The organism is Pseudanabaena biceps PCC 7429 (genome assembly GCF_000332215.1).
Lineage (GTDB): Bacteria > Cyanobacteriota > Cyanobacteriia > Pseudanabaenales > Pseudanabaenaceae > Pseudanabaena > Pseudanabaena biceps.
Genome location: NZ_ALWB01000047.1, coordinates 1 through 20,529, shown reverse-complemented (window position 1 = coordinate 20,529; position 20,529 = coordinate 1). Strand labels below are relative to the sequence as shown.

Annotated in this window: 21 protein-coding genes and 2 pseudogenes; 8 read left to right on the top strand and 15 right to left on the bottom strand. The window is 41.5% G+C overall.

Going from position 1 to position 20,529, the window contains the following annotated elements; genetic code table 11:
* Window positions 1–103 precede the first annotated feature (103 nt).
* A complete protein-coding gene (locus PSE7429_RS07555; protein ID WP_009626528.1) occupies window positions 104–565 on the top strand; it encodes a DUF29 domain-containing protein in 462 nt (153 codons plus the stop codon).
* Window positions 566–567: 2 nt separating this feature from the next.
* On the opposite strand, the gene PSE7429_RS07550 is transcribed toward PSE7429_RS07555, so the two are convergent.
* From PSE7429_RS07550 to pseB, 10 genes are all read right to left on the bottom strand, one after another.
* On the bottom strand, window positions 568–2,595 hold the full coding sequence (locus tag PSE7429_RS07550; protein WP_009626527.1) for an aminotransferase class III-fold pyridoxal phosphate-dependent enzyme: 2,028 nt from the start codon (window positions 2,593–2,595) through the stop codon (window positions 568–570).
* 28 nt (window positions 2,596–2,623) lie between these two features.
* The gene (locus PSE7429_RS07545) at window positions 2,624–3,160 is read right to left on the bottom strand and encodes a GNAT family N-acetyltransferase (RefSeq protein ID WP_009626526.1); all 537 of its coding nucleotides are present in this window, start codon (window positions 3,158–3,160) and stop codon (window positions 2,624–2,626) included.
* A gap of 32 nt (window positions 3,161–3,192) precedes the next feature.
* Complete coding sequence (hisF, locus tag PSE7429_RS07540) at window positions 3,193–3,912, bottom strand: imidazole glycerol phosphate synthase subunit HisF (protein WP_233424311.1); 720 nt, start codon at window positions 3,910–3,912, stop codon at window positions 3,193–3,195.
* Window positions 3,913–3,987: 75 nt separating this feature from the next.
* Window positions 3,988–4,602 (bottom strand): imidazole glycerol phosphate synthase subunit HisH, encoded by a 615-nt coding sequence (hisH, locus tag PSE7429_RS07535; protein WP_009626524.1) that lies wholly within the window; start codon window positions 4,600–4,602, stop codon window positions 3,988–3,990.
* Window positions 4,603–4,625: 23 nt separating this feature from the next.
* On the bottom strand, window positions 4,626–5,840 hold the full coding sequence (locus tag PSE7429_RS07530) for an N-acetyl sugar amidotransferase (protein WP_009626523.1): 1,215 nt from the start codon (window positions 5,838–5,840) through the stop codon (window positions 4,626–4,628).
* A gap of 24 nt (window positions 5,841–5,864) precedes the next feature.
* On the bottom strand, window positions 5,865–6,731 hold the full coding sequence (locus tag PSE7429_RS07525; protein WP_009626522.1) for an aldo/keto reductase: 867 nt from the start codon (window positions 6,729–6,731) through the stop codon (window positions 5,865–5,867).
* A gap of 49 nt (window positions 6,732–6,780) precedes the next feature.
* Window positions 6,781–6,864: a DUF29 family protein gene (locus tag PSE7429_RS27910; protein ID WP_233424312.1), complete on the bottom strand. Its 84-nt coding sequence runs from the start codon at window positions 6,862–6,864 to the stop codon at window positions 6,781–6,783.
* A gap of 56 nt (window positions 6,865–6,920) precedes the next feature.
* Window positions 6,921–7,076, bottom strand: a complete 156-nt coding sequence (locus PSE7429_RS27905) for a DUF29 family protein (RefSeq protein ID WP_009626521.1) — start codon at window positions 7,074–7,076, stop codon at window positions 6,921–6,923.
* 8 nt (window positions 7,077–7,084) lie between these two features.
* Complete coding sequence (pseC, locus tag PSE7429_RS07515; protein ID WP_009626520.1) at window positions 7,085–8,251, bottom strand: UDP-4-amino-4,6-dideoxy-N-acetyl-beta-L-altrosamine transaminase; 1,167 nt, start codon at window positions 8,249–8,251, stop codon at window positions 7,085–7,087.
* On the bottom strand, window positions 8,248–9,258 hold the full coding sequence (gene pseB, locus PSE7429_RS07510) for a UDP-N-acetylglucosamine 4,6-dehydratase (inverting) (protein WP_009626519.1): 1,011 nt from the start codon (window positions 9,256–9,258) through the stop codon (window positions 8,248–8,250). Before pseB ends, pseC begins: the two co-directional genes overlap by 4 nt.
* 134 nt (window positions 9,259–9,392) lie before the next feature.
* Here pseB and PSE7429_RS07505 point away from each other — a divergent pair, with 134 nt between their 5' ends.
* Together PSE7429_RS07505 and PSE7429_RS07500 are read left to right on the top strand one after the other, a co-directional pair.
* Entirely contained in the window at window positions 9,393–10,238 is an 846-nt protein-coding gene (locus PSE7429_RS07505) for a helix-turn-helix domain-containing protein (protein WP_009626518.1), read from the top strand.
* Window positions 10,239–10,307: 69 nt separating this feature from the next.
* The gene (locus tag PSE7429_RS07500; protein ID WP_009626517.1) at window positions 10,308–11,174 is read left to right on the top strand and encodes a SirB1 family protein; all 867 of its coding nucleotides are present in this window, start codon (window positions 10,308–10,310) and stop codon (window positions 11,172–11,174) included.
* Window positions 11,175–11,347: 173 nt separating this feature from the next.
* On the opposite strand, the gene PSE7429_RS07495 is transcribed toward PSE7429_RS07500, so the two are convergent.
* From PSE7429_RS07495 to PSE7429_RS07480, 4 genes are all read right to left on the bottom strand, one after another.
* Window positions 11,348–12,265 (bottom strand): alpha/beta hydrolase, encoded by a 918-nt coding sequence (locus tag PSE7429_RS07495; protein WP_009626516.1) that lies wholly within the window; start codon window positions 12,263–12,265, stop codon window positions 11,348–11,350.
* Window positions 12,266–12,476: 211 nt separating this feature from the next.
* Window positions 12,477–13,091 carry a response regulator gene (locus PSE7429_RS23430; RefSeq protein WP_009626515.1) on the bottom strand — a complete coding sequence of 205 codons (615 nt, stop codon included), beginning with the start codon at window positions 13,089–13,091 and terminating at the stop codon, window positions 12,477–12,479.
* Between the two features lie 242 nt (window positions 13,092–13,333).
* Window positions 13,334–14,104: a TylF/MycF/NovP-related O-methyltransferase gene (locus tag PSE7429_RS07485; protein WP_009626514.1), complete on the bottom strand. Its 771-nt coding sequence runs from the start codon at window positions 14,102–14,104 to the stop codon at window positions 13,334–13,336.
* Between the two features lie 4 nt (window positions 14,105–14,108).
* Window positions 14,109–15,728: a DEAD/DEAH box helicase gene (locus PSE7429_RS07480; RefSeq protein ID WP_009626513.1), complete on the bottom strand. Its 1,620-nt coding sequence runs from the start codon at window positions 15,726–15,728 to the stop codon at window positions 14,109–14,111.
* Window positions 15,729–16,029: 301 nt separating this feature from the next.
* On the opposite strand from PSE7429_RS07480, the gene PSE7429_RS07475 reads away from it, so the two are divergent.
* A complete protein-coding gene (locus PSE7429_RS07475; RefSeq protein WP_040687675.1) occupies window positions 16,030–16,503 on the top strand; it encodes a DUF29 domain-containing protein in 474 nt (157 codons plus the stop codon).
* Between the two features lie 121 nt (window positions 16,504–16,624).
* A complete protein-coding gene (locus PSE7429_RS07470) occupies window positions 16,625–18,184 on the top strand; it encodes an IS5 family transposase (protein WP_009626511.1) in 1,560 nt (519 codons plus the stop codon).
* 21 nt (window positions 18,185–18,205) lie between these two features.
* Here the strand turns inward: PSE7429_RS07470 and PSE7429_RS07465 are convergent.
* A pseudogene (locus PSE7429_RS07465) lies at window positions 18,206–18,730 on the bottom strand (transposase); the annotation flags it as partial.
* An 8-nt stretch (window positions 18,731–18,738) separates the two neighbouring features.
* On the opposite strand from PSE7429_RS07465, the gene PSE7429_RS26860 reads away from it, so the two are divergent.
* The 3 genes and pseudogenes from PSE7429_RS26860 to PSE7429_RS27110 all read left to right on the top strand — a co-directional run.
* A complete protein-coding gene (locus PSE7429_RS26860; RefSeq protein WP_009626508.1) occupies window positions 18,739–19,341 on the top strand; it encodes a polymorphic toxin-type HINT domain-containing protein in 603 nt (200 codons plus the stop codon).
* A gap of 31 nt (window positions 19,342–19,372) precedes the next feature.
* Entirely contained in the window at window positions 19,373–20,227 is an 855-nt protein-coding gene (locus PSE7429_RS07455; RefSeq protein WP_009626507.1) for a hypothetical protein, read from the top strand.
* 107 nt (window positions 20,228–20,334) lie between these two features.
* Window positions 20,335–20,529 (top strand): annotated as a pseudogene (locus PSE7429_RS27110) (hypothetical protein); the annotation flags it as partial.

Below are 20,529 nucleotides of genomic sequence, written 5' to 3'. Positions count from 1 at the left end.
TGATTACAATTATCTCCTACCTGCAAATCTTCTCCCTTCTGTCAATGCGTAACTTCTATAGTAATAAAAAAGTTCTAGTCTTTGTCGTTAAGCATCAATAAATATGAATATTAATGAGATCTCGCTATATCAACAAGACTTTTATGGCTGGACACAGTGGCAAGTACAAGCCCTTGCACAGCATCAATTATCAGAATTGGACTGGCAAAATTTACAGGAGGAAATTCAAGCTTTGGGGAGACAGGAATATCGAGAATTGGTAAGTCGTCTTACTGTCTTGTTGGGGCATCTCCTCAAATGGCTATATCAACCAGAAAAGCGCTCGCGCAGTTGGTTTCTGACAATTCGAGAACAGCGGCGTGCCATTAATCGACACTTGCTTAGAAATCCTAGCTTGAAAACTCGAATAATAGAAGCTGTAGAAGATGGCTTTGAGGCGGGAGTTGATTTGGCTTTGCGAGAAACAGATTTACCATTACGAACCTTTCCAGAAAATTGTCCCTACGAGTTTGAAGAACTTATTGCAGATAGCTTTGTCTGTGATACGAGCCAAGATTGGTCTTGACTTTAATTTAATCGTTTAAATCCGCTGTGACAGATGGGACTGTTTAGGAGTGTCGCAATATCCTGACCTTCTTCACATTCAGCAATAACACCGAATATTGGGTCAAGAGCATCGAAATAGGCATTAACAATATCTTGTGTGTGTTCCGTACAAACGTAAACGCTTGTTGCCGCAAGATATCCCTGAGCTAGCATTTCTTGAGTGATCAGGGTTTTATAAGCTAAATGATTGGGACTAGCAAAGCCAAAGCAAATCAATGCTGGAATTCCTGCAATCTGGACATTGAGATTATGTTTTGCTGCTAGCTTTAGCCATCTTTCCCCGATCGCTTTTCCTGTTTGGGTAATCTGCTCCCACGAATGAGTTCGCTCCATCACCTCTAGAGTTTTGAGTCCAGCCGTTGGTCCAATCCGTTCTGTCCAGAAAGTACTACTAATAAATGTACTTTGGGCTGCTTCCATCACCTCTCTTCTGCCAATCGTTGCAGTGATGGCATACCCATTACCTAGAGCTTTGCCAAACATTGCCATATCAGGTTCTACACCATAGAGCTTATGCAAGCCCCCTAGAGTCTCACGGAATCCTGAAGTACACTCATCAAAAATCAGGACTATATGGCGATCGCTAGCTAGTTTCCTGACTTTCTCTAGAAAACCGTTCTTTGGTGGCTCACTGCGACATACTTCCATTTTGATTACCCCAATGTCATGAGCTTGGACTAAAGACTCCAACTCATCGAAGCAATTGTAGGTAAATGTATAAACCGTATCTTTCAGAGATTCGGGCACTCCATTAGGTTCTAGTCCAGGCAGTAAATGACCTGCTAAATTGCTTTCGTTACTTAGATTAGCAGCTAGGTACCAATCATGCCAGCCATGATAGCCACAGACAGCGACTTTTGATTTTCCCGATGCCGCACGGGCAATTCTAATCGCGATCGCATTGGCTTCTCCTCCAGTGCGCGCAAATCTGACCATATCCGCCCAAGGATGTAACTCCACCAACCGCTCGGCAAGATACACCTCTTCTGAGCAATTGAGCGTAGACATGTTTCCAGCATCAATGGTCTTTCTTACAGCTTCGTCTACTTCTGGATGACCATATCCCAAAATATTTGTCCCAATCCCCATGATCGACATATCGATATATTCGCGCCCATCGAGATCCCACACATGACATCCTTTAGCTTTACTAAAATAAGCTGGCCATTGTTCGGGTAAGAACATCTCAGTTCTCTTAGACAAAAGCATATTCCCACCTGGGATGACGCGCTTGGCTCGCTTCCACAACTTCTGTCCCTTACCAATGTTTGCTCCTTGATTACGGGTTAAATGTTGATTGGCGGTAAATAGTTCTGGTTGATTTTGCTGTAACTCTAGTACTTCTAACCAACTAAAATCACGACGGGGCTCAAAATGCTCAAATATATTTGTGATTACCTCAAAATCCTCTGGTTCATCGACTGTCCAACGCTTATCAGAATGATCTTCAGTATGATTGATTCCCAGTAACCGAAACTTACCTGATTCTCTCAAATAAGGGGTAACATGCTCCCGTTCATAGATTTGCGTTGCTAATTCCCAAGTTTGAGCTAAAGCTTGAAAAGTAAAAACTTCGACATCTAAGCCATCAGGATAAGTAGGGGGACTTACATTAGATAGATAATCGACTTTGGATTGCTGGAATGTGGTAATCGCGCGATCGACAATAGCTGGATCGACAAGTGGACAATCTCCAGTAATCCTGACAACGGTTTCAGGTTGGACTATGCAAGCCGCTTGATAATATCTATCAAGGACATCATCTTCATTGCCTTGATAGACTTCATAGCCTAAGCCTTGAACATGATTTACCAAGGATTGATTATTTGTGTCTTGGGATGTGACCAAAATAATGCGATCCACTTGCTTGGCAAGCGCTAACCGTTTAAGTAACAACTCAATCATTGGCATACCCAAAATTGGTTGCATTACCTTATTAGGAAATCGGGTTGAACTCATTCTAGCTTGGACAATAGCAAGGATAGTCATAGTGAATAAAGTCTAAAAATTATTTATCTTAGCGAAGAAAGGAAGCCATTAAAATCATGTCTTCTGGGTTGCCATTGAGCAGAAAGTGATCTTTCCTTTGGCACTCGATCTGAAATCCAGCTTTTAAAAAAGCTTTCTGACTACCCAGATTGCTGGCATAACATCCCGCAGTTAACTTCCGTAAACCTAACTCAGTTTTTGCAATCTCCATGATCATTGAGATTGATTTTGATGCAATTCCCTTACCCCAAACATCTTTTTCTCCAATCAAAACACCAACTTCACCTAGTTTGTGATGTCTACTAACAGCAATTTTAATGTTACCTACGTGTCTCCAATCAAGATATCTGATACCCAGAAATAATACTGTTGGGTCAACAAGACAGCTTTCAACAAATTTGCGTGTACTATCTTGTGTATGCGTTGAGAATCGACTTTCCAGATAACAATTAACCACAGGATTATTAAGCCAAGAAACATAATTTGGACTTACATCTGTTGGTTGAAGCACAAATAGAGCGATGGAGTCACCCTTCCATAGAGAGTTTCTACCAACATTCATCATACAATCATCATCTCATAATATAGAACTATATCTTATGTCTCCATTCTGATTGGAATACCAGCATTCCAAATTTGAGATCGGGTTTGTAGGAGGTTTTGATCACGAAAGCAAAAGAAAGTACCTGCCGCGACTCCTTCCGCTAATCCTTTTTGAAAGCCATCAACAAAGTGTTCTGCTAATCCACAACCTCCTGAAATAATAACTGGAACTGTTACACTTGAGGCAATCATCTTACAGACAGTCCAATTCAATCCATTACCAGAACCGTCCCGATCAACATCTGTTAGCAAAATTTCTCCTGCGCCAGATGCCACAATTTTTTGCACCCAATCGATGAGTTTTATATTAGTGTCAATTTTTGCGCGATCTCGAACAATATACGCTTCACCTGAATGGTCAGTCCGAAAGTCAACGGACGCAACAACACACTGACTGCCATAACGATAAGCTGATTTAGAGATCAGGGTAATATCTTCAAACATTATTGTGTTGATAGAAATTTTATCCGCCCCGCGCTCCAATAAAAGTTGAAAGTCTTCCATTGTTCGTACCCCACCACCGACTGTGAGGGGCATAAAAACTTCATCCGCAATTCGCTCGACCAAATTTAACCTTAGTTCATCTGAAGCAATTGGGTGGCTATCAATATTAAGAACAATCAACTCATCGGCAAATTGAGCCTCATAAATTTTCGCTTGAGATACGGGATCTCCCACAGTAAATTCATCACAGAAAGAGCGTGTTGTGATCAATACAGGTTTGATCTTACTGCCCAGTTTCTGATACCTAATTAGAAATTTTGGAATAAGTCGTTTTTTTAGCATTGTTTATAGAGAGAGAAACCCTTGCAAAAATTTCATCCCAGAAATTTGGCTTTTTTCGGGATGAAACTGAACTGCGACTATATTATCTTGTCGAATTGCTGCACAAAAAGTTTGATCATGATTCGCTGTTGCTAGCACTTGATCTTTGGTTAGAGAATAATAGGCATGAGAGTGATCGAAGTAAAAATCTCTCTCTGTATTTTTGGGGTAATCACCAAAATCTTGCTCAAAAAGAACAGTATTCCAGCCTACATGAGGAATGCGGATGTTCGGATTATTACTATGTAGTTTTTGCACTTTGCCTTTCATCCATCCTAGACCTGAGTGTAACCCCATTTCATCACTAGATTCTGCTAAAAGTTGCATACCAACACAGATTCCTAAAATCGGCTTTCGTGTCACAAAAGTCCATTCTTCAATCATTGGCAACATGCCACTAACTTTTAATTGCTCAAAACAGAAATTGAAAGCACCAACACCGGGTAAAACAAGATGAGTTAACCGTGTAGTATCTACATGATTTTGAATCACTTGAGTTTCTGCTCCAAGATGAGCAAATGCAGTTACGACTGAGCGTATATTTCCAGCATGGTAATCAATTAAGCCAACGTTGGACATATGAGCGAAGATTTCCTATCTAGTTAAGAATTACAACTATTCGTATTACATTTTTGGCAAGCACGCCAACGTGAAATCTGCTCATTAGCATCTTCTTCTGGCATCAAACCATCGCGACTCCAAGACTCAAAATCTGGAGTGCGATCGCCTAATTGAGTTTTTTCGGGTTCATGGATATAGGGTGAAACTTGGTGACTCATCGCAATATCGAGAAACTCATCTTCTGTAAGACCAACAAACTTAAGGAATAAATCGAGGCTAGGCGGACGTTTTCCTTCGTATGTCTTAATAAGTTTTTCACCTTGCTCCTTTGTCATTCTTTGATTGCGGACATCAATAGCAATTAAATGTGAAGGACGAGAATATCCTCGCTTGATAAACTTAATATAGTCACGAACTCCTTGCATATAACACTCGATTTTTTCGTAGGAATACTCAGGAGGAACATTCTCTACACAGTCACCCTGCCACCCTAGCTCTTGATTAATAATCTCTGATTGTTTTTTCGCATCCCAAGGAATAAATGAGCCTAGGCAAACAGATTGGTAGTTTAGCCTGCGAAGCTCTTGCAGTGACGGATAGGTATAAGGTTTCAAATCTCGCTCATCTACCGTTCCTTCAAGGCGTACAAACATATCATCTGCACTAATACCCAAGTTGACGTAACGATTAAAGCGCTGTTCATCAACCTCTTCTACTTGACTGTAGCTATAATATGAAGTGTATTCAGATGATGGTTCACCCCAGAAAATTAGAGGAACTTTCTTTTCAATTGCCACCCACATTGGATAAGAAAAAATACCTGTGTGACAGTGCCAACAAAAGTCACCTTTATCTAAAAAGGATTGTAACATTAGCTTTTGGACAACTTTCCAATTGGGTGTGAAAGTTAAAATATCCACACCAAGTTTGCGGGAGACTCTTTTAACGTTATTTTCGAGATTCGGGCGCATAAACCCATGATCAAAACGAATAACTAACGGCTTGATGCGATATTCCTTAACTAAGTAGTAGAGCGTCCATGTACTATCTTTACCACCACTAAAAGGGATAATACAATCATAGTCATATCGACCTCGGTGTTCTTCAATCAAAGCATCGAGCTTCTGCTTATTTCCCTTCCAATCAATTTTGTTTTGCTTATACTCGTGCTGGCGACAAATACCGCATACACCCTCCTTGTCAAATGAGATTGTTTCGTGAGTTTCTGGTAAACCACACCTAATACATCTTTTCATAAGTGTTCAGACCTTATTAAATCTTTATAAATTGTTCCAATTAGAGGGATGAATTAAATATGGATCGTTGCAAAAGAGAAAATCAGGGACTTGCAGATTCATTTCTTTAACATTCAGAATCTCCTTGAATTGACATAGAGTATCTATACCAACAACTATCTTTGATATTTCTGGGAATGATAACACATAGTTAAGACAAGCATCTATCGCTGAGATATTTGAACTCTTTAACCACTCATCCCATTGATACCAAAGAGCTTGCCAATGATTAAATTTGCTAGGGCGGTTTTGAGTATTCATTAGTAGCAAACCTTGTAAAAATACAGAACGTACATGAATCTCAATCCCCAATTCTTTAAGATGATATAACCATCCTGACTCTACTAAATTGCGATCTAAAATATTACAGGGGACTTGAACTAAATCAAGTTCAAACTGACTCAATAAAAGTTCTATCTCATTTACAGAGTAGATGGATACACCAATTTTATTGACTAATTCTTCCTCTTTAAGAAGCATTAGAGCATTATAAAGATTCTTTCCTTCAATGCTTAATAACTGTTCGGGATGATGAAGTAACAAACCATAAAGTTTGGGGAGTTGAAGCCGAGTAAGGGAACCAAGTACTTTTTGTTTGACCCAGTTCAATATATCGGGAGTTGATTCTGGCATTTTTGGCAATTTAGATATAACTTTCCAAGATTTAACCCCTATAGAGCCAAGACATTGCTCACTGTCACCGTAGGCAATTGCGGTATCTAACGTGTCAATTCCAGCCGCATAAGCATATGCTAGTATTTCTGTTGCCGATATGAAGTTTATTTTTCCTTGCTTATTAGCTATACCGTAAGACATTCCAAATTGGGCTGTACCCAATGCTAATCGACTCATATATATCACTCATTAGATAGACTTCTAAAAGCTATTCTCAGGGTACTGGTCAGAAATCTGGATTAATGATCTCTTCCAAAGAGAAGGGGCAAGTTTCAGGGAATTTCTCATCGGGTAAATCGGTTTCAGCGATCGCTAAATCTCTAGCTTCAGCTCAACTTTCTGTCATCGCCTCATCAAGACGAGATCTTAATCCAGAATTACATCGTAATGACGATTACCCAAATCTGTTAGCTCCTCGATAAGATGAGATAAATCTAATTGATCAAACTTCTCCTGACGCAGTAAATCTGATTGTTGATGCGCCCAAGTATAAAAGTCTTTTTCATAAAGGATGTTATTCATTGTAGATTTCAATGCAAAATTTTTTGCAGATTAGTAATAACTAGGTCTTGCTCTTGATCACTCAATCCATAATATAGAGGGATACTGATCGCATTTCTATAGTACCCTTCTGATCTAGGAAAATCTCCCCACTTAAACCCCAACTTTTGATAATAGGGTTGGGTATGTACTGGAATATAGTGCAAATTTACACCAATACCAAGTTGGCGTAACTCTTCAAATACCTGTCGATGGGTTTTCTGGATTTTGTCAAGATTTAAGCGAATTACATACAAGTGCCAACTAGAATCAGTATCAGAATGCTGATAGGGTAAAATAATCGGTAAATTTTGTAGTAAATAGTTGTATCGTTGAGCTAAAAATCGTCGCCTACTCACAAATTCTTCCAAACGTTGCATTTGGCTTGAGCCTAAGGCAGCTTGAATATCGGTCATACGGTAATTAAAACCTAGCTCTAGTTGCTGGTAATACCAATCGCCATGAGATTCTCCTTGCATTAATTCTGGATTGCGGGTGATCCCATGGGATCGCAGTTTGATCAACTTCTCATACAAATCCACACGATTAGTTAACACTATTCCCCCTTCACCTGTAGTGATAATCTTCACAGGATGAAAGCTAAATACTGCTAAATCAGAAAATGCACAACAGCCGATCGCTTTGCCTAGATATTTCCCACCGATCGCATGAGAGGCATCTTCTAATACATGAAATCCATACTGTTGAGATAACGCTGCAATTTTTTTCATCTCGCAGGATTGCCCCGCAAAATGCACAGGCACTAAAACTTTAGGCAGACAGCCTTGCTTAGACGCATTGGCTAGTTTTTGTTCCAAGGCCTCGATACTCAAATTATAGGTATGGGGATCGATATCTACAAAGTCAACCTTAGCGCCGCAATATAAGCCGCAGTTTGCTGAAGCTACAAAGGTATTTGGGGAAGTCCAGAGATAGTCATGTTCGCCTAGACCAATAGCTAAACAAGCAATATGTAAAGCGGCTGTGGCACTCGAAACAGCGATCGCATACTTAACTCCGCAATAATCAGCAACCACCTGCTCAAAATGATTGACAGCGGAGCCTTGAGTTAGCCAATCCGATTGTAAAACTTCAATCACACTTTGAATATCGGCAGCGTTAATATCTTGTCGCCCATAGGGAATATAAGAACTCATAAAGCAAAACTTGGATCAACATGGGCTTGAATCAACATCCGTAATTCATCAACAGTCAAAAATTGATTGTTTTGACCAGAGTTATAACTAAAGCCAGCCTCAACCATTTTTGCGCCGTTCTCACAATATCGCTCGATCAGATCGCCATGAACTGGCAAGATCGCATAGTATTCACCACAATCAACGGTAGTAAAAGAATCTGAAGTCGTGATCATTTCCTCATGCACTTTTTCTCCTGCGCGAATTCCCACAATACGCTGCTCGCATTCAGGGGCGATCGCAGTGGCAACATCAGTAATATGATAAGACGGAATCCGAGGTACAAAAATTTCACCTCCCCAAGCATTCTCGATCGTCCACATCACCATTTTCACCCCTTCTTCTAAGGTGATATTAAAGCGAGTCATCTGCGGATCGGTAATTGGTAATACACCCTCATGACGCTTCTGCAAGAAAAAGGGAATAACAGAACCGCGTGAACCCATGACATTGCCGTAGCGCACCACACTAAAATGGAGATCCCGCGAACCTTTAATATTATTTGCCGCAACGAATAACTTGTCAGCACATAACTTCGTAGCCCCATACAAGTTAATCGGAGCCGCTGCCTTATCAGTAGATAGAGCCACAACCCTCTTTACGCCACTGTCTAAAGCCGCTTCAATGACATTTTCAGAGCCCAAGACATTAGTACGAATAAACTCGATGGGATTGTATTCAGCCGCAGGAACTTGTTTCAGTGCTGCGGCATGAACCACGATATCAATGCCTTCACAAGCGCGAGTTAGCCGTCGCACGTCACGAATATCACCAATAAAATAGCGCAACCCTGAATATTTTGTATCAGAAAACTGCTGTGACATTTCAAACTGTTTTAATTCATCTCGTGAATAGATGACTAATCGTTGAATGTTAGGGAATTGGTTTAGTATCAGTTCTACAAACTTTTTACCAAAAGAGCCAGTGCCGCCTGTAACTAAGATTGAGCTTTTTTCATTAATTCGCATAGAGATGATTATTTGTGAAAGCCATACTTCACCAATAGTTTTGCAAATAGTTACTTATTAAAACTCTAACCCATGCGTTCAAGCGTTAAGATATTGATTGGTTCGTAGATACGGTTTCGGGGTATCCCAAATCAATGGCTGTTAAACTTGCGCTGGATGATAAACAAGAAATACTTCGCCTCTATCGTGAGTCTGATGCTACCACAACTCAGTTAGCGAAGCAGTTTGGCATTAGTACGAGTACAGTTTTACGACTGCTACAAGAGCTAATTCCTGCTGAGGAGTATCGACTATTGGTGAGCAAAAAAAAGGCTGAAGGAAAAAGAGGATCGCGGGTCAATTATGAGGTGGGAGGCTTTCAGGTCAATCAGCTTGCTTTGATCCCTGACGATTTGCCCGTGGAGACGGAGGACAGTAACGTTAATTTTGACCAAGGTGATGAAACGGCGATCGCAATGGATGAAAAGCTAGATGAAACGCTAAATATGCCTGAAGGCGACCTTGACGAGGATGAACTCGATGATGATGACGAATCCGAGGACGATCTAGTCGATGAGGATAATCTCGATCTTGGGGAGGATGAACTAGAAGACTTCTCTGAAGATTCTGAAGATGATGATGCTGTTTTACCAATGTTTGCGGAGCTAAGGGGTGGGCATAGCACGGGCGATCGCCTTGAAATTTTGCCCCTCGACCGTGCCGAGCTCCCGCTAATTTGCTATATCGTCGTCGATCGCATTGCGGAGATCATTACTCGTCCATTGAAGGATTTTAAGGATCTCGGCGCAATCCCCCCCGAAGAGTCACTTGCCAAAACCATCCCAATTTTTGACAACCATCGTGTCGCAAGGCGGTTTTCCCATCACAATCAGCGGGTGATCAAATTTCCTAGTGATTTGATCCATATTACCCGTCCTAAACTCGTTCAAAAGGGGATCACCCGTATCTTATTTAGTGGACAGGTGTATACGCTCAACTAGAACTTTAAGGCGCATTTCTGTGATTTTTCTGCAATTTATTGGTAATTTACAGAAATATAGAAATGTACCTTGAAGCTTGAAAATCTTGATACTGATATAAACATTGTGTTAACGCTTTCCCCAGCAAGGCAAAAATTTTGGCAAATTGCCCATACGCCAGACCATGATATGTCCGTGGAGCATCTATTGGAGGGCGCTTTGGCGATCGCATGGGAAGAATATCCGCGTATGGATCTCGGACATTATCGAGAAATTTTTGACCGCATGGTTGGAGAATTACAACCAAGACTTGCTGAAATCCGTTATCCGCTTAAGGTATTGCAGGAAATTAATCGATACCTATTTGACGAACTGGAATTTAGTGGTAATGAGCGAGATTACTACGATCCTCGCAACAGTTTTATCACTGATGTGTTGGAGAGGCGTGTGGGCATTCCTCTCACCCTATCGTTGGTGTATATGCTGGTTGCCCATCGGTTGGGTTTTCCGATGGATGGCATCAGTTTTCCTGGGCATTTTATTATTCGCCCACAACATCCCGATCTCGATCTATTTATCGATCCCTACAATAAAGGCGAAATTCTATTTCCTGAGGACTGTGCGGCGAAGTTGACCCAACTCTATGGCTATGAGATCCCACTTCAGTCGGAATACCTCGAACCTGTAAATATTCGCCGCATTTTAGATCGTTTACTCAATAATTTAAAACTGATCTACCTGCGTCGTCGCGAACCCACTAAAGCCTTGGCAGCGATCGAGCGATCGCTAATGCTCAATCCCGATGTACCGACCCAATGGCGCGATCGCGGATTAATTTGTTATCAGCTCGATCGCCATACCGAGGCTCGCATCGATCTGGAGAGTTATTTGCAACGGGTTCCCTATGCAGAGGATGGGCGCATTATTTTGCAATTGATTGCCGAAATGCAGGATTGAAAACCAGAGTCGTGGCGCAAAACGCGCCACGACTCTGGTTTTTACATTTATAGCTGCTGTCAACTGTATCGGGACATAAAACTCACAAGGGGGGGCACCGCGCTCCGCGCGGTGCCCCCCCCTTGTGAGTTTTAATTTTGTCCTAACAAGACTGGCGGTAGCTATAATTGCGCTTACTGATAACTGCCAATAACTGCCAATTTTTTGAGGGCGATCGCCAGTTTAGTTTTGCCTTGCCATCCCGTATAGGCACTATAAATACATTGCTCGCCCACACTTACAAACACATGCAAAACTTGAAAAGGGTTTTGCCATGTCCAGAGCTTAACATCCTTGCCATAGGTTTGATAAACCTTAGCTTTGGCAAAATTTTGGTTGTCAATTTCCGTAAGATCGAGCGATCGCAGTTGGGCGATTAAATAGGAGGCAATATCCGTTGATAGAGGTGCAATCTTAGGATTAGCCCAAAACTGACGTACTGCGGCTGCAACTTGAGGATGATTTTTGAGCGTGGCATGGCGGAGCCCCTGCAAGCACACAAAATTAGCATAGGCAAACTGAGAGCAATTTACGGGCACTGTACCGTCAGTATTATTGCCCAGATCGCCCACGATCGACAGCGTCGGAATCTTAGCGGCGATCGCTTCAGCGATAGAACGACGATTTTTACCTAAATCGCGAGCAATCAGGGGGGAAATTGCCAAGGGATCGAATAGTCTACCCAGATCCGAGCCACCTACTGGAGAAGCAACTAGGGCAAGACTATGGACTTTACTCCACCATTCAGGATGACGATTTAAAACTTCGAGCCAAATTAGTCCACCCATCGAATGCCCCACAATTCGCAATGGCAGTTGGGGATAGGTGGAAATTGCCTCTGTGGCAATCGTTTCGACTTTATCAATTAATGGAGTGATCGTCAGCCAAGTGTCGAGCCAACCGAGATTGGGCACATAGGTGGGTGTGTTTGCATCTACAAGCGATCGGGCTAAATAACCAATGTCTTGGGCGGTATCAGCCCAGCCATGCTGGGCAAACAACATAAAATCTTGAGCTTGGTCAGCTTCAGGCAGATAGGACTGGTTTGACATTGGGAAAAATTAGGGCGATCGCTACGTAATTTATAGCATTTCTTAATTTGCCAAGGTATAGCTGCCGTCAACTGGATCAGGACATAAAATCCAAAAGAGGGTTGCCGTGCGGAGCGCGGCAACCCTCTTTTGGATTTTAATTTTGTCCTAACAAGACTGGCGGCAGCTATATGATAAACAATGCATTGATGCCAAGGATTCTCAAGGATTCTTAGCGTCTAACCCTTACACCGCGATACATCACAACATCACCAGCATCAGACTTTTGGTTGTTTTTTGAGTTGTTTTTGGTTTCCGATCTTGATTTTGGCTTACTTTCAGCCTCATCTACATCGCTCGATTCTCTTTCAATCATCCCAGAACTGCTAGCACCCAAGCTTCTAGCAATTTTTTCTAAGGGTTGGGTTATCAACGAACAACCGATTAAAGCCGTAACCCTAGCAACTTCTGCCATTAGATTTTCGGGAGATAAGCGAGGCAAAACATCCGATGCTCCTCGCCGCAAAGCCCAACTATGTTCGATATCTTTTATTTTTTCTTGTCTGGGATTAAACAAAACAACTTTTGTTGGTACTTGTTGCTTACTTAACCATTGACAAACCGATGATGACTGTAATGTTTCTGAGTTAGGACTTTTGATCGCCATATCCATAATGAGAAGGTCAGGTAGCTTTTGGCGATCAAATTTTTCTAGATATACAACTAAGTCTAAGGGGATATTTTCCCAAATTACGTCCAACTGCTGAGTTAACAAAGCTGTTTTCCATAATTCCCCTTGTACTCGATCAGTATGCATCATTAAAACAGCTTTTTTTAGTTCAGCCATAGCTTTACCTAATTCCCCGATGAAAATGGGTCATCAACTTTAAATTTTGATTAAGCTATTAAGTTAACCGATTTAGAATGTTCATTTTGTACCATAGTTAACCAAAGTTAAAATGTATGGATACAGCAAAGTAATATCTATAAGTAGCTAGGCGCAATTAAATATAAAACCCCAAAAACTGTAGCGCACGCGCAGCGTGCGCTACAGTTTTTGGGGTTTTAATTATTGGGCACAAAGTTCTTCTATCTGCTTGGTTTTACCAGAATACGTCCCGTATAATCGATGCGGTGTAAATAAATATTACTGTCAAGCTCTGCAAAATAATCGTCCACAGCCTTCTTGGCTCCTTGCCAATGTCCATAGTCATCGATAATCAGGATTCCCTTTTCGGTCAATATGGGATAAAGATGTATGAGCTCATGTTTAGTTGACTCGTACCAATCCGTATCAAGACGTAAAAGGGAAAGCTGGGATGGCATGTTGCGCGGAATCGTGTCCTCGACCTTTCCCTTGAGTAAATGAATCTTTTGTTCTGGATAACCCGTAGATAGAATATTTGCTCGAACCTCATCTAAACTTGCATAACACCAGATTCCGCTTCCCTGCGGATCGCGATCGAGTTGCAAGTCGGCAGAAACTCCATCCAAACTTCTATCGTCGTCGGTCGGTGAAGACATCCCCTCAAACGTATCGAAAAGGTAAAGCGATCGACTGAGATCGCCGAGAGCCATAAGGGTAAGTGCAACTGTCATCATGCTGCCTCCCCGCCAAACGCCACATTCAGCAATATCCCCAGCAATGCCATTCTGGGACAAATAGGTTACGGCATTAATTAATGTCGCCATGCGCTCTACACTGGTCATTGTGAAGGGCTTTGCCGCTAAAATTATCCTCTGCTGAGCTTCGGATAGATCGGGTACGGAAGCGAGTGCCGAGGTTGTTTTCGAGACAGGTACATAAGGTACTAGGTCGTAACCAAACCGACGCAAAGTGCTTTTTAGTAGTTGTTTCATAAAATCAAAAACTTTGAGGGCGTTTAGATCTGCGAGGAATCTCGACCCGTTTGCGCTTGGGAGGAAACCACGATCGCCAGATCCATACGAGAATATTTTCCATCCTTTCCGCTAGCTCGATCGCCGCTTTGCTCACCTGTTGCAAAGGTGACAAATGACGTTTTGGGGGGCTAGAGCGTCTCTTTGAGGAAACCTGAGGTGAAGCTTGAGGCGGAATTTGGCGATTGGGAGCGGAGCGGCGATCTCGGTGGGGAGAGGATTGTGGTGCATCTGATGGTACTCTCGGCGATCGGCTCGAAATCGGTCTCGCTGGTTGGGATTGACTATAGGTTTGATGAGCTAGTTGCGTTTCGAGTTCGGTATGCGTGGGCAGATGAAAGAAATCAACATCAGTTTCATAAATTTCGACGCGCCGCTTGGGCAAATTAGGAAGATCGATTTGCGTCTTAGAAAAGGCGATCGGCGGTTCGATCGCCTCTGCCATAAATTCGATCGCCTCTTCTATAGGGTTTATCAATGCTTCGGGGGCGGGAATAGACTCTGTTAATCCCTGCAACGTCCAGCATCGGTCTGCTTTTGCCCCTCCTAAGCGCAAACAGTTTCCCGCATGATCGAGAATCAATGCTTTCCGTCCTCCCTTAGGGCGCAGCCCCCGACCGAGCATTTGCAAATGGAGAGCAACGGATTTGGTGGGACGGCAAAGTTGAATAACTTCAATTTCTGGAACGTCAAAACCTTCAGTAAACAAATTAACATTACAAAGAACTTGAGTTTCACCAGCGCGGAAACGTTCGAGAATAGCTTGGCGATCTTTGGGAGCAGTTTCGCCATCGATATGTTCGGCAACAATACCTGCGGCGCAGTAACGTTCAGCGATCGCTTTGGAATGATCTAAGTTAATGGCAAATACGACACAGCGCTTCTGGCAAGAGTGGTGCAAATAAGCATCCACAGCACAGCCAGCGACATAGCGGCGATCGATACGCTCAGCCAGATCGGCAGAATTAAAATCACCACCTGCAATGCGAATTCCTTCTTCGGTTGGCAAAAAACTTTCAGGAGCAAGAACTTCATAATCCGCGAGAAATCCTCGCCAGATCAATTCCGATACGGAAGGACCGATAACAAGAGCCTCATAAAGGCGATCGAAACCACGCCCATCTAATCGCGAAGGGGTAGCCGTCACTCCCAAAATCAAAGCTTTAGGGAAATACCTCAAAATAGATAAATAGCTGGGTGCAAGGGATAGGTGGGCTTCGTCGATAATTACTAAAGCGATCGCCCCTAAATCTATTTCTTGTTTTTCGAGCCGTTTTACTAAAGTTTGCACGGAGGCGCATTGCACTGGATACTCTAGCTGCATCGGGCGATCGGCTTTGATGACACCTACTGGCGATCGCAGGATTTTTTCTAAGGTTTTTTTAGCCTGCCAGAGTAGTTCCTCCCGATGTACCAATAGGAGGACACGCCGATCACGATCGCAAAAATCTTTGGCGAGTTCGCTAAATGTGCGGGTCTTTCCTGAACCCGTAGGCATGGCTAACAAGATAGCGCGCTTGCCCTGTTGCCAAGTTGCATAAATTTCATCGATGACCCGTTGCTGATAGTCTCGTAGTTCGGACATCTCGCGCCTCAAAAAATCCCTAGTATTATGCCAGAAGTTTTCCAAAACGCATCACAGATTTTTTATACCAATTCACGAAAGTGTTATCACATTTTCGTGAATTATAGCTATAGTCAGTAATATTATACCAATGAACTGAAGTGTTGGCTCACTTCAGTTCATTAAAAAACAAGCCCAGTAAGGTTTTGAGATTCCCAAAATGGCGTTGCCATTTTGGGAATTGGTATTAGAGATGAACGGTTTACATAACCGTTCACCAATCAGCATTTGCTATACTTGCGGTAAGATTTGCCTAAAGATTATGACTGTTGCTCTACCTAATCCATTTCAGGCTGGCACTCATAGCACATTGTATGAGCAGGATTATGCTTTGTGGTTAGAGCAAGCAGTGGATTTCTTGCGATCGCAGAATTTTGCAGAGATAGATCTTGAGAATTTAATTGCAGAACTTGAAGGAATGGGTGGCAGTCAAAAACAAGCGATCGAAAGTAATTTAGAAGTTTTGCTGATGCATCTTCTCAAATATAAGTATCAATCAGAAAAGCGTTCTAATAGTTGGCGCTATACGATTATCGAACATCGCCTCAGATTGCACAAAGCCTTTAAACATAGTCCTAGCTTGAAGCGATATTTTTTGCAGGAGTTTGCTGATTGCTATCTAAATGCAAGGAAGTTAACCAGTGCCGAAACAGGATTAGCGATCGCGACTTTCCCAATGGAGTCTCCCTTTACTCCTGAGCAAACGCTAGATGAGGATTTTTTGCCTGAAGACTAGTTAGGGCTTACTGAAAAAGCAAGAAAAGCATACAAGCAATGGTTTCCAAGGAGATCGAAAACTGATAAAATGCAAGAAAAAGCAGGAAAAGCAAGTAAAACCCTTGCACAAATAAAATTTCATGTACCGACAATCTCCCACGGGACAGCTATCATTCGAGAATTTCTACTTACCATTTGGTGGCAAACTGTCAGGAGAAAATCGATGGGTAAGATTAGCAGAACTAGTACCATGGGAACAATTTGAGAGTGAATATGCAGAACAATTTAGCCAAGGACAAGGAGCGCCAGCAAAGACCTTTCGGATGGCACTTGGGGCGCTGATAATCAAAGAGAAGTTAGGAACAAGCGACGAAGAGACAGTGGAACAGATCCGCGAGAATCCATATTTACAATACTTCCTAGGCTTATCAGAGTACAGCGACAAAGCACCATTTGAATCAAGCATGATGGTACATTTCCGCAAACGATTGAACCTAGAGATCGTGGGCAGAATCAACGAACGGATTGTGAAGCCTCCTAAGGAATCGGGACAAAAAGAGATAGAAGGAAAGCAGGGAAAGAAGGAAGAGAAGGATGTAGAAAAGAAACAGAAAGAAACAGAACCAGCAAACCAAGGAAAATTACTGCTAGATGCAACAGTCGCACCAGTCGACATCCGTTATCCCACTGACATTAAACTGTTGAACGAAGCAAGAGAACAAACGGAAATTGTGATTGATGCTCTTTACAAACAAGTGAAAGAACAATTACCGAAGAAACCACGCACCTATCGTCGTGAAGCAAGGACAGCTTATCTACAAATTGCCAAACAACGCAAACCCAATTCTAAAAAGATTCGCAAGGCATTACGCCAACAGTTGGGCTATGTCCGTCGCAATCTTGCCCATATTGATACCCTAATTGCCGCAGGGGCAATGCTATCAGAATTGAAGAAGAATCTCTATCGGAACTTACTGGTCGTTAGTGAAGTATATCGGCAACAACAATTGATGTACGAGCAAGGTTGTCATCGCATAGACGACCGCATCGTCAGTATTACTCAACCTCATGTACGTCCGATTGTCAGAGGTAAGTCAGGAACACCTGTGGAGTTTGGCGCTAAACTCTCGGTTAGTTGTGTGGATGGTCATGCATTTCTCGACCATCTCAGTTGGGCTAACTTCAATGAATCGGGGGATTTGCAGCAGCAAGTAGAATTATTTAAATCTCGCTTTGGACATTATCCTGAAGCGGTTTACGTTGACCAGATCTACCGCACTCGCAGCAATCGCGCCTATTGTCGAAATCTGGGTATTCGGATTACGGCTCCGCCTTTGGGCAGACCTGTACTTGATGATTTGGCGACTATTCGCAAGCAAACTCTCGAAGATGCTAAGGTTCGCAATCGAATTGAAGGTAAGTTTGGACAGGCTAAACGACGGTTCAGTTTAAATCGTGTCATGACCAAGTTAGCAAATACTTCGGAAACAGCGATCGCTATCACTTTCTTGGTGATGAATTTGGAAGCCCTGCTCAAGCGGATTGTTTTTTTCGGTTTTTCTTGGTTTTTGTTTTGCTGGCAACTCTTTGTTCTTCCTTCGCGGAAACCGCTCTTTAACTTTAATTCTTTTTCTTGGCAATTTCCTAGTAGACAGTCAAAGTATTATCCCCTTCCTCTTTGCACACTCCTTTCCGCTTAGTCTCTTTTTCAGCAAGCCCTAAGTAGCGATCGGTCTTACGGACAAATCGCGGCATACTTGCCTCAGTTGGAAGGCTGCTCTTTGGGCTGCTGTCTCAAAACTACTGATCCGCTCGTGACATAACGGGATTGCCCAACTCCCTGACATTTCTGGTACCCATCCCAAGGTGCTGTAGTCATGCCCCAACACAATTGGTTTGTTGCCTTCAACCAAATTCGGTTGATGCACAAAACTCCTGTCTTTTAGCGTTTTGGCATGGGGTCTTCCCCACCCTGTATGGTCTCCTGCTAGCAAGGGGCGAATATCTTTGGGTATTTGTTCTACACATAGTCGTCTAAGCCTTCCTCGTCTCGGACGACTATCTTTTAGTGATTCATACAGGCTTGACCATTTCCGCCGATACACCGCAGATAACGATAATTCTGCAAATGATTTCACGCTTGGACTGGTTAACACTGCATCCATTAAGTCAAATATTGCATCTCTTCCATTTCCTAAAAAATTATATGCCTGTTGACGAAAGTTCTGTAGTTTATCAATAATCATGACTGTAGATGTGCTTTTCTTTTTCATCTACTTTAGGCAGTTTGTATCTCTTTTACTCTGCCTTTTTTTCCTTTTTTAGTCTAAACTCCAGTATTTACATTGATGGTGAAATAATTTCTACTACAGGTGAGCATCCTTTCTGGACTCCTGATCTTGGTTGGGTTGAGGCAAAAGATTTACATATTGGAAGTCTTTTGCAAACTGAAGATGGTAGAATTATTGATGTTGATGGTGTTGATAAGCGTGAAGGTAACTTCATTGTTTATAATTTCAAGGTTGAAGGCTTCCATACCTATTTCGTCTCTGATTTAGGCATTCTGGTTCACAATGCAGATTGTACTAGTATTGCCAAAGAGTTTAGAAGCTATTTCAAGAGAAAAGGAGAGACTGGAGAAATTATTACCATAAAACCTGCTCATAACGCACCTTTTCTGCCTGAACCACAAGCAGGATTTCCAGATGATATTCCATGGGGGCATCATGATGTTTTCGTAAAAGATGGGATGGTTTACGATCCAATGGGATTAGGAACTCGAACACCTATGCCATATGATGAATGGCTTTCTCACTATGGTAATGATGTTATCGTAACTTCTGGTCCAAGTAGATAAGAGGAACTTATCAAGTAGATAAGAGGGACTTATGAACAACCATTTCTTAGATATCTTTAATAAATGCAAAAAACCTACAGTTATAACTTTAAAAGAGGCATTAAAAGAAAGAGATAAATTATCCGAATCTAGAAGTAATTTCGTTACTTATATGGCTGGATTCTCTCATTATGAATTTGCAGAAAGTCTATTTGATGAATTTGGATTGGCATTTATTTACAATAAATTAATTGTTTTCGATAGTCTTTACAAAAAAATTCATGTCAAAGTTTTAATTAATGATTTAATAGATTTACCTTGTTTTAAAACAACAGAAATATTGGAAATTGAAGACGAGCCAATTATAAAAATAGACTCTTTTGATAATTTTATTGCTTGGAGAAATAAAGATGGATCTTATATTGACAATTTATACCAAGAAATAAAAGATCTAAATTATTCGCAATACAAAAAATATCGTAAAGATCATCTGATTGGAATTAATGAAAATGTTTGTCCCTATGAAATAAATGAAGATGGTTTTACTTTTGTCATTCACATCGTAACTGTGCCAAGAAATATTGATAGTAACTTAGTTGCTATACTAGATAAAGTAAGTAATGCTATGTTTATACATGATTATAAGGATAGACCTGACTTATCTATATGTCCTGATTTATCTGTGTATAAATTGCAAGTAATGAAAGATATTCATTGTTTGTTATGCAAAGTAAATTGGACTGTTTTAGAAGTTGAAGGATATCAAGAAGTGACGAAATTTTTTGATGAAATCAAAGCTAACTACAAAGTGATTCCATTTAGAGGACAAGAATACAATTACTTTAATGATTTTATGTCAAATGTTCTAACTTTCCTTAAACAAAGCATTAACTTAAATCTAATTTGAAATTAGGTATATGGATAGCAAGTTACTGGGAGCATCTCACTAATGCAATGAGTATTTCTACTTATAGATGGCATATGAGAAAATGAATAAAAAATGAGGTTAAAAAGATGACACCCGAAGAAAGCAAAGTTCTGAAAGAACATCTAAAAGCTGCGGCGGCAATTCTATTGAATAATACCCCAAAAGAAGAGCTAAAAAGCTTTAACAGCATAGAATTAGCAGTCAGAGACCACTTGCTCAAAGAAGTAGCACCAGAGATCGGTAAATTTTTTAAGCAGCAGCAGACAAAACAGAACAGGAAG

What these genes read in the sequence shown, in the direction of transcription:
- PSE7429_RS07555 (WP_009626528.1), top strand. Translation starts at nt 104, where the DNA reads ATGAATATTAATGAGATCTCGCTATATCAACAAGACTTTTATGGCTGG.
- PSE7429_RS07550 (WP_009626527.1), bottom strand. Translation starts at nt 2,595, where the DNA reads ATGACTATCCTTGCTATTGTCCAAGCTAGAATGAGTTCAACCCGATTT.
- PSE7429_RS07545 (WP_009626526.1), bottom strand. Translation starts at nt 3,160, where the DNA reads ATGATGAATGTTGGTAGAAACTCTCTATGGAAGGGTGACTCCATCGCT.
- hisH (WP_009626524.1), bottom strand. Translation starts at nt 4,602, where the DNA reads ATGTCCAACGTTGGCTTAATTGATTACCATGCTGGAAATATACGCTCA.
- PSE7429_RS07530 (WP_009626523.1), bottom strand. Translation starts at nt 5,840, where the DNA reads ATGAAAAGATGTATTAGGTGTGGTTTACCAGAAACTCACGAAACAATC.
- PSE7429_RS07525 (WP_009626522.1), bottom strand. Translation starts at nt 6,731, where the DNA reads ATGAGTCGATTAGCATTGGGTACAGCCCAATTTGGAATGTCTTACGGT.
- PSE7429_RS27905 (WP_009626521.1), bottom strand. Translation starts at nt 7,076, where the DNA reads ATGAATAACATCCTTTATGAAAAAGACTTTTATACTTGGGCGCATCAA.
- pseC (WP_009626520.1), bottom strand. Translation starts at nt 8,251, where the DNA reads ATGAGTTCTTATATTCCCTATGGGCGACAAGATATTAACGCTGCCGAT.
- pseB (WP_009626519.1), bottom strand. Translation starts at nt 9,258, where the DNA reads ATGCGAATTAATGAAAAAAGCTCAATCTTAGTTACAGGCGGCACTGGC.
- PSE7429_RS07505 (WP_009626518.1), top strand. Translation starts at nt 9,393, where the DNA reads ATGGCTGTTAAACTTGCGCTGGATGATAAACAAGAAATACTTCGCCTC.
- PSE7429_RS07495 (WP_009626516.1), bottom strand. Translation starts at nt 12,265, where the DNA reads ATGTCAAACCAGTCCTATCTGCCTGAAGCTGACCAAGCTCAAGATTTT.
- PSE7429_RS23430 (WP_009626515.1), bottom strand. Translation starts at nt 13,091, where the DNA reads ATGGCTGAACTAAAAAAAGCTGTTTTAATGATGCATACTGATCGAGTA.
- PSE7429_RS07485 (WP_009626514.1), bottom strand. Translation starts at nt 14,104, where the DNA reads ATGAAACAACTACTAAAAAGCACTTTGCGTCGGTTTGGTTACGACCTA.
- PSE7429_RS07480 (WP_009626513.1), bottom strand. Translation starts at nt 15,728, where the DNA reads ATGTCCGAACTACGAGACTATCAGCAACGGGTCATCGATGAAATTTAT.
- PSE7429_RS07475 (WP_040687675.1), top strand. Translation starts at nt 16,030, where the DNA reads ATGACTGTTGCTCTACCTAATCCATTTCAGGCTGGCACTCATAGCACA.
- PSE7429_RS07470 (WP_009626511.1), top strand. Translation starts at nt 16,625, where the DNA reads ATGTACCGACAATCTCCCACGGGACAGCTATCATTCGAGAATTTCTAC.
- PSE7429_RS26860 (WP_009626508.1), top strand. Translation starts at nt 18,739, where the DNA reads ATGTGCTTTTCTTTTTCATCTACTTTAGGCAGTTTGTATCTCTTTTAC.
- PSE7429_RS07455 (WP_009626507.1), top strand. Translation starts at nt 19,373, where the DNA reads ATGAACAACCATTTCTTAGATATCTTTAATAAATGCAAAAAACCTACA.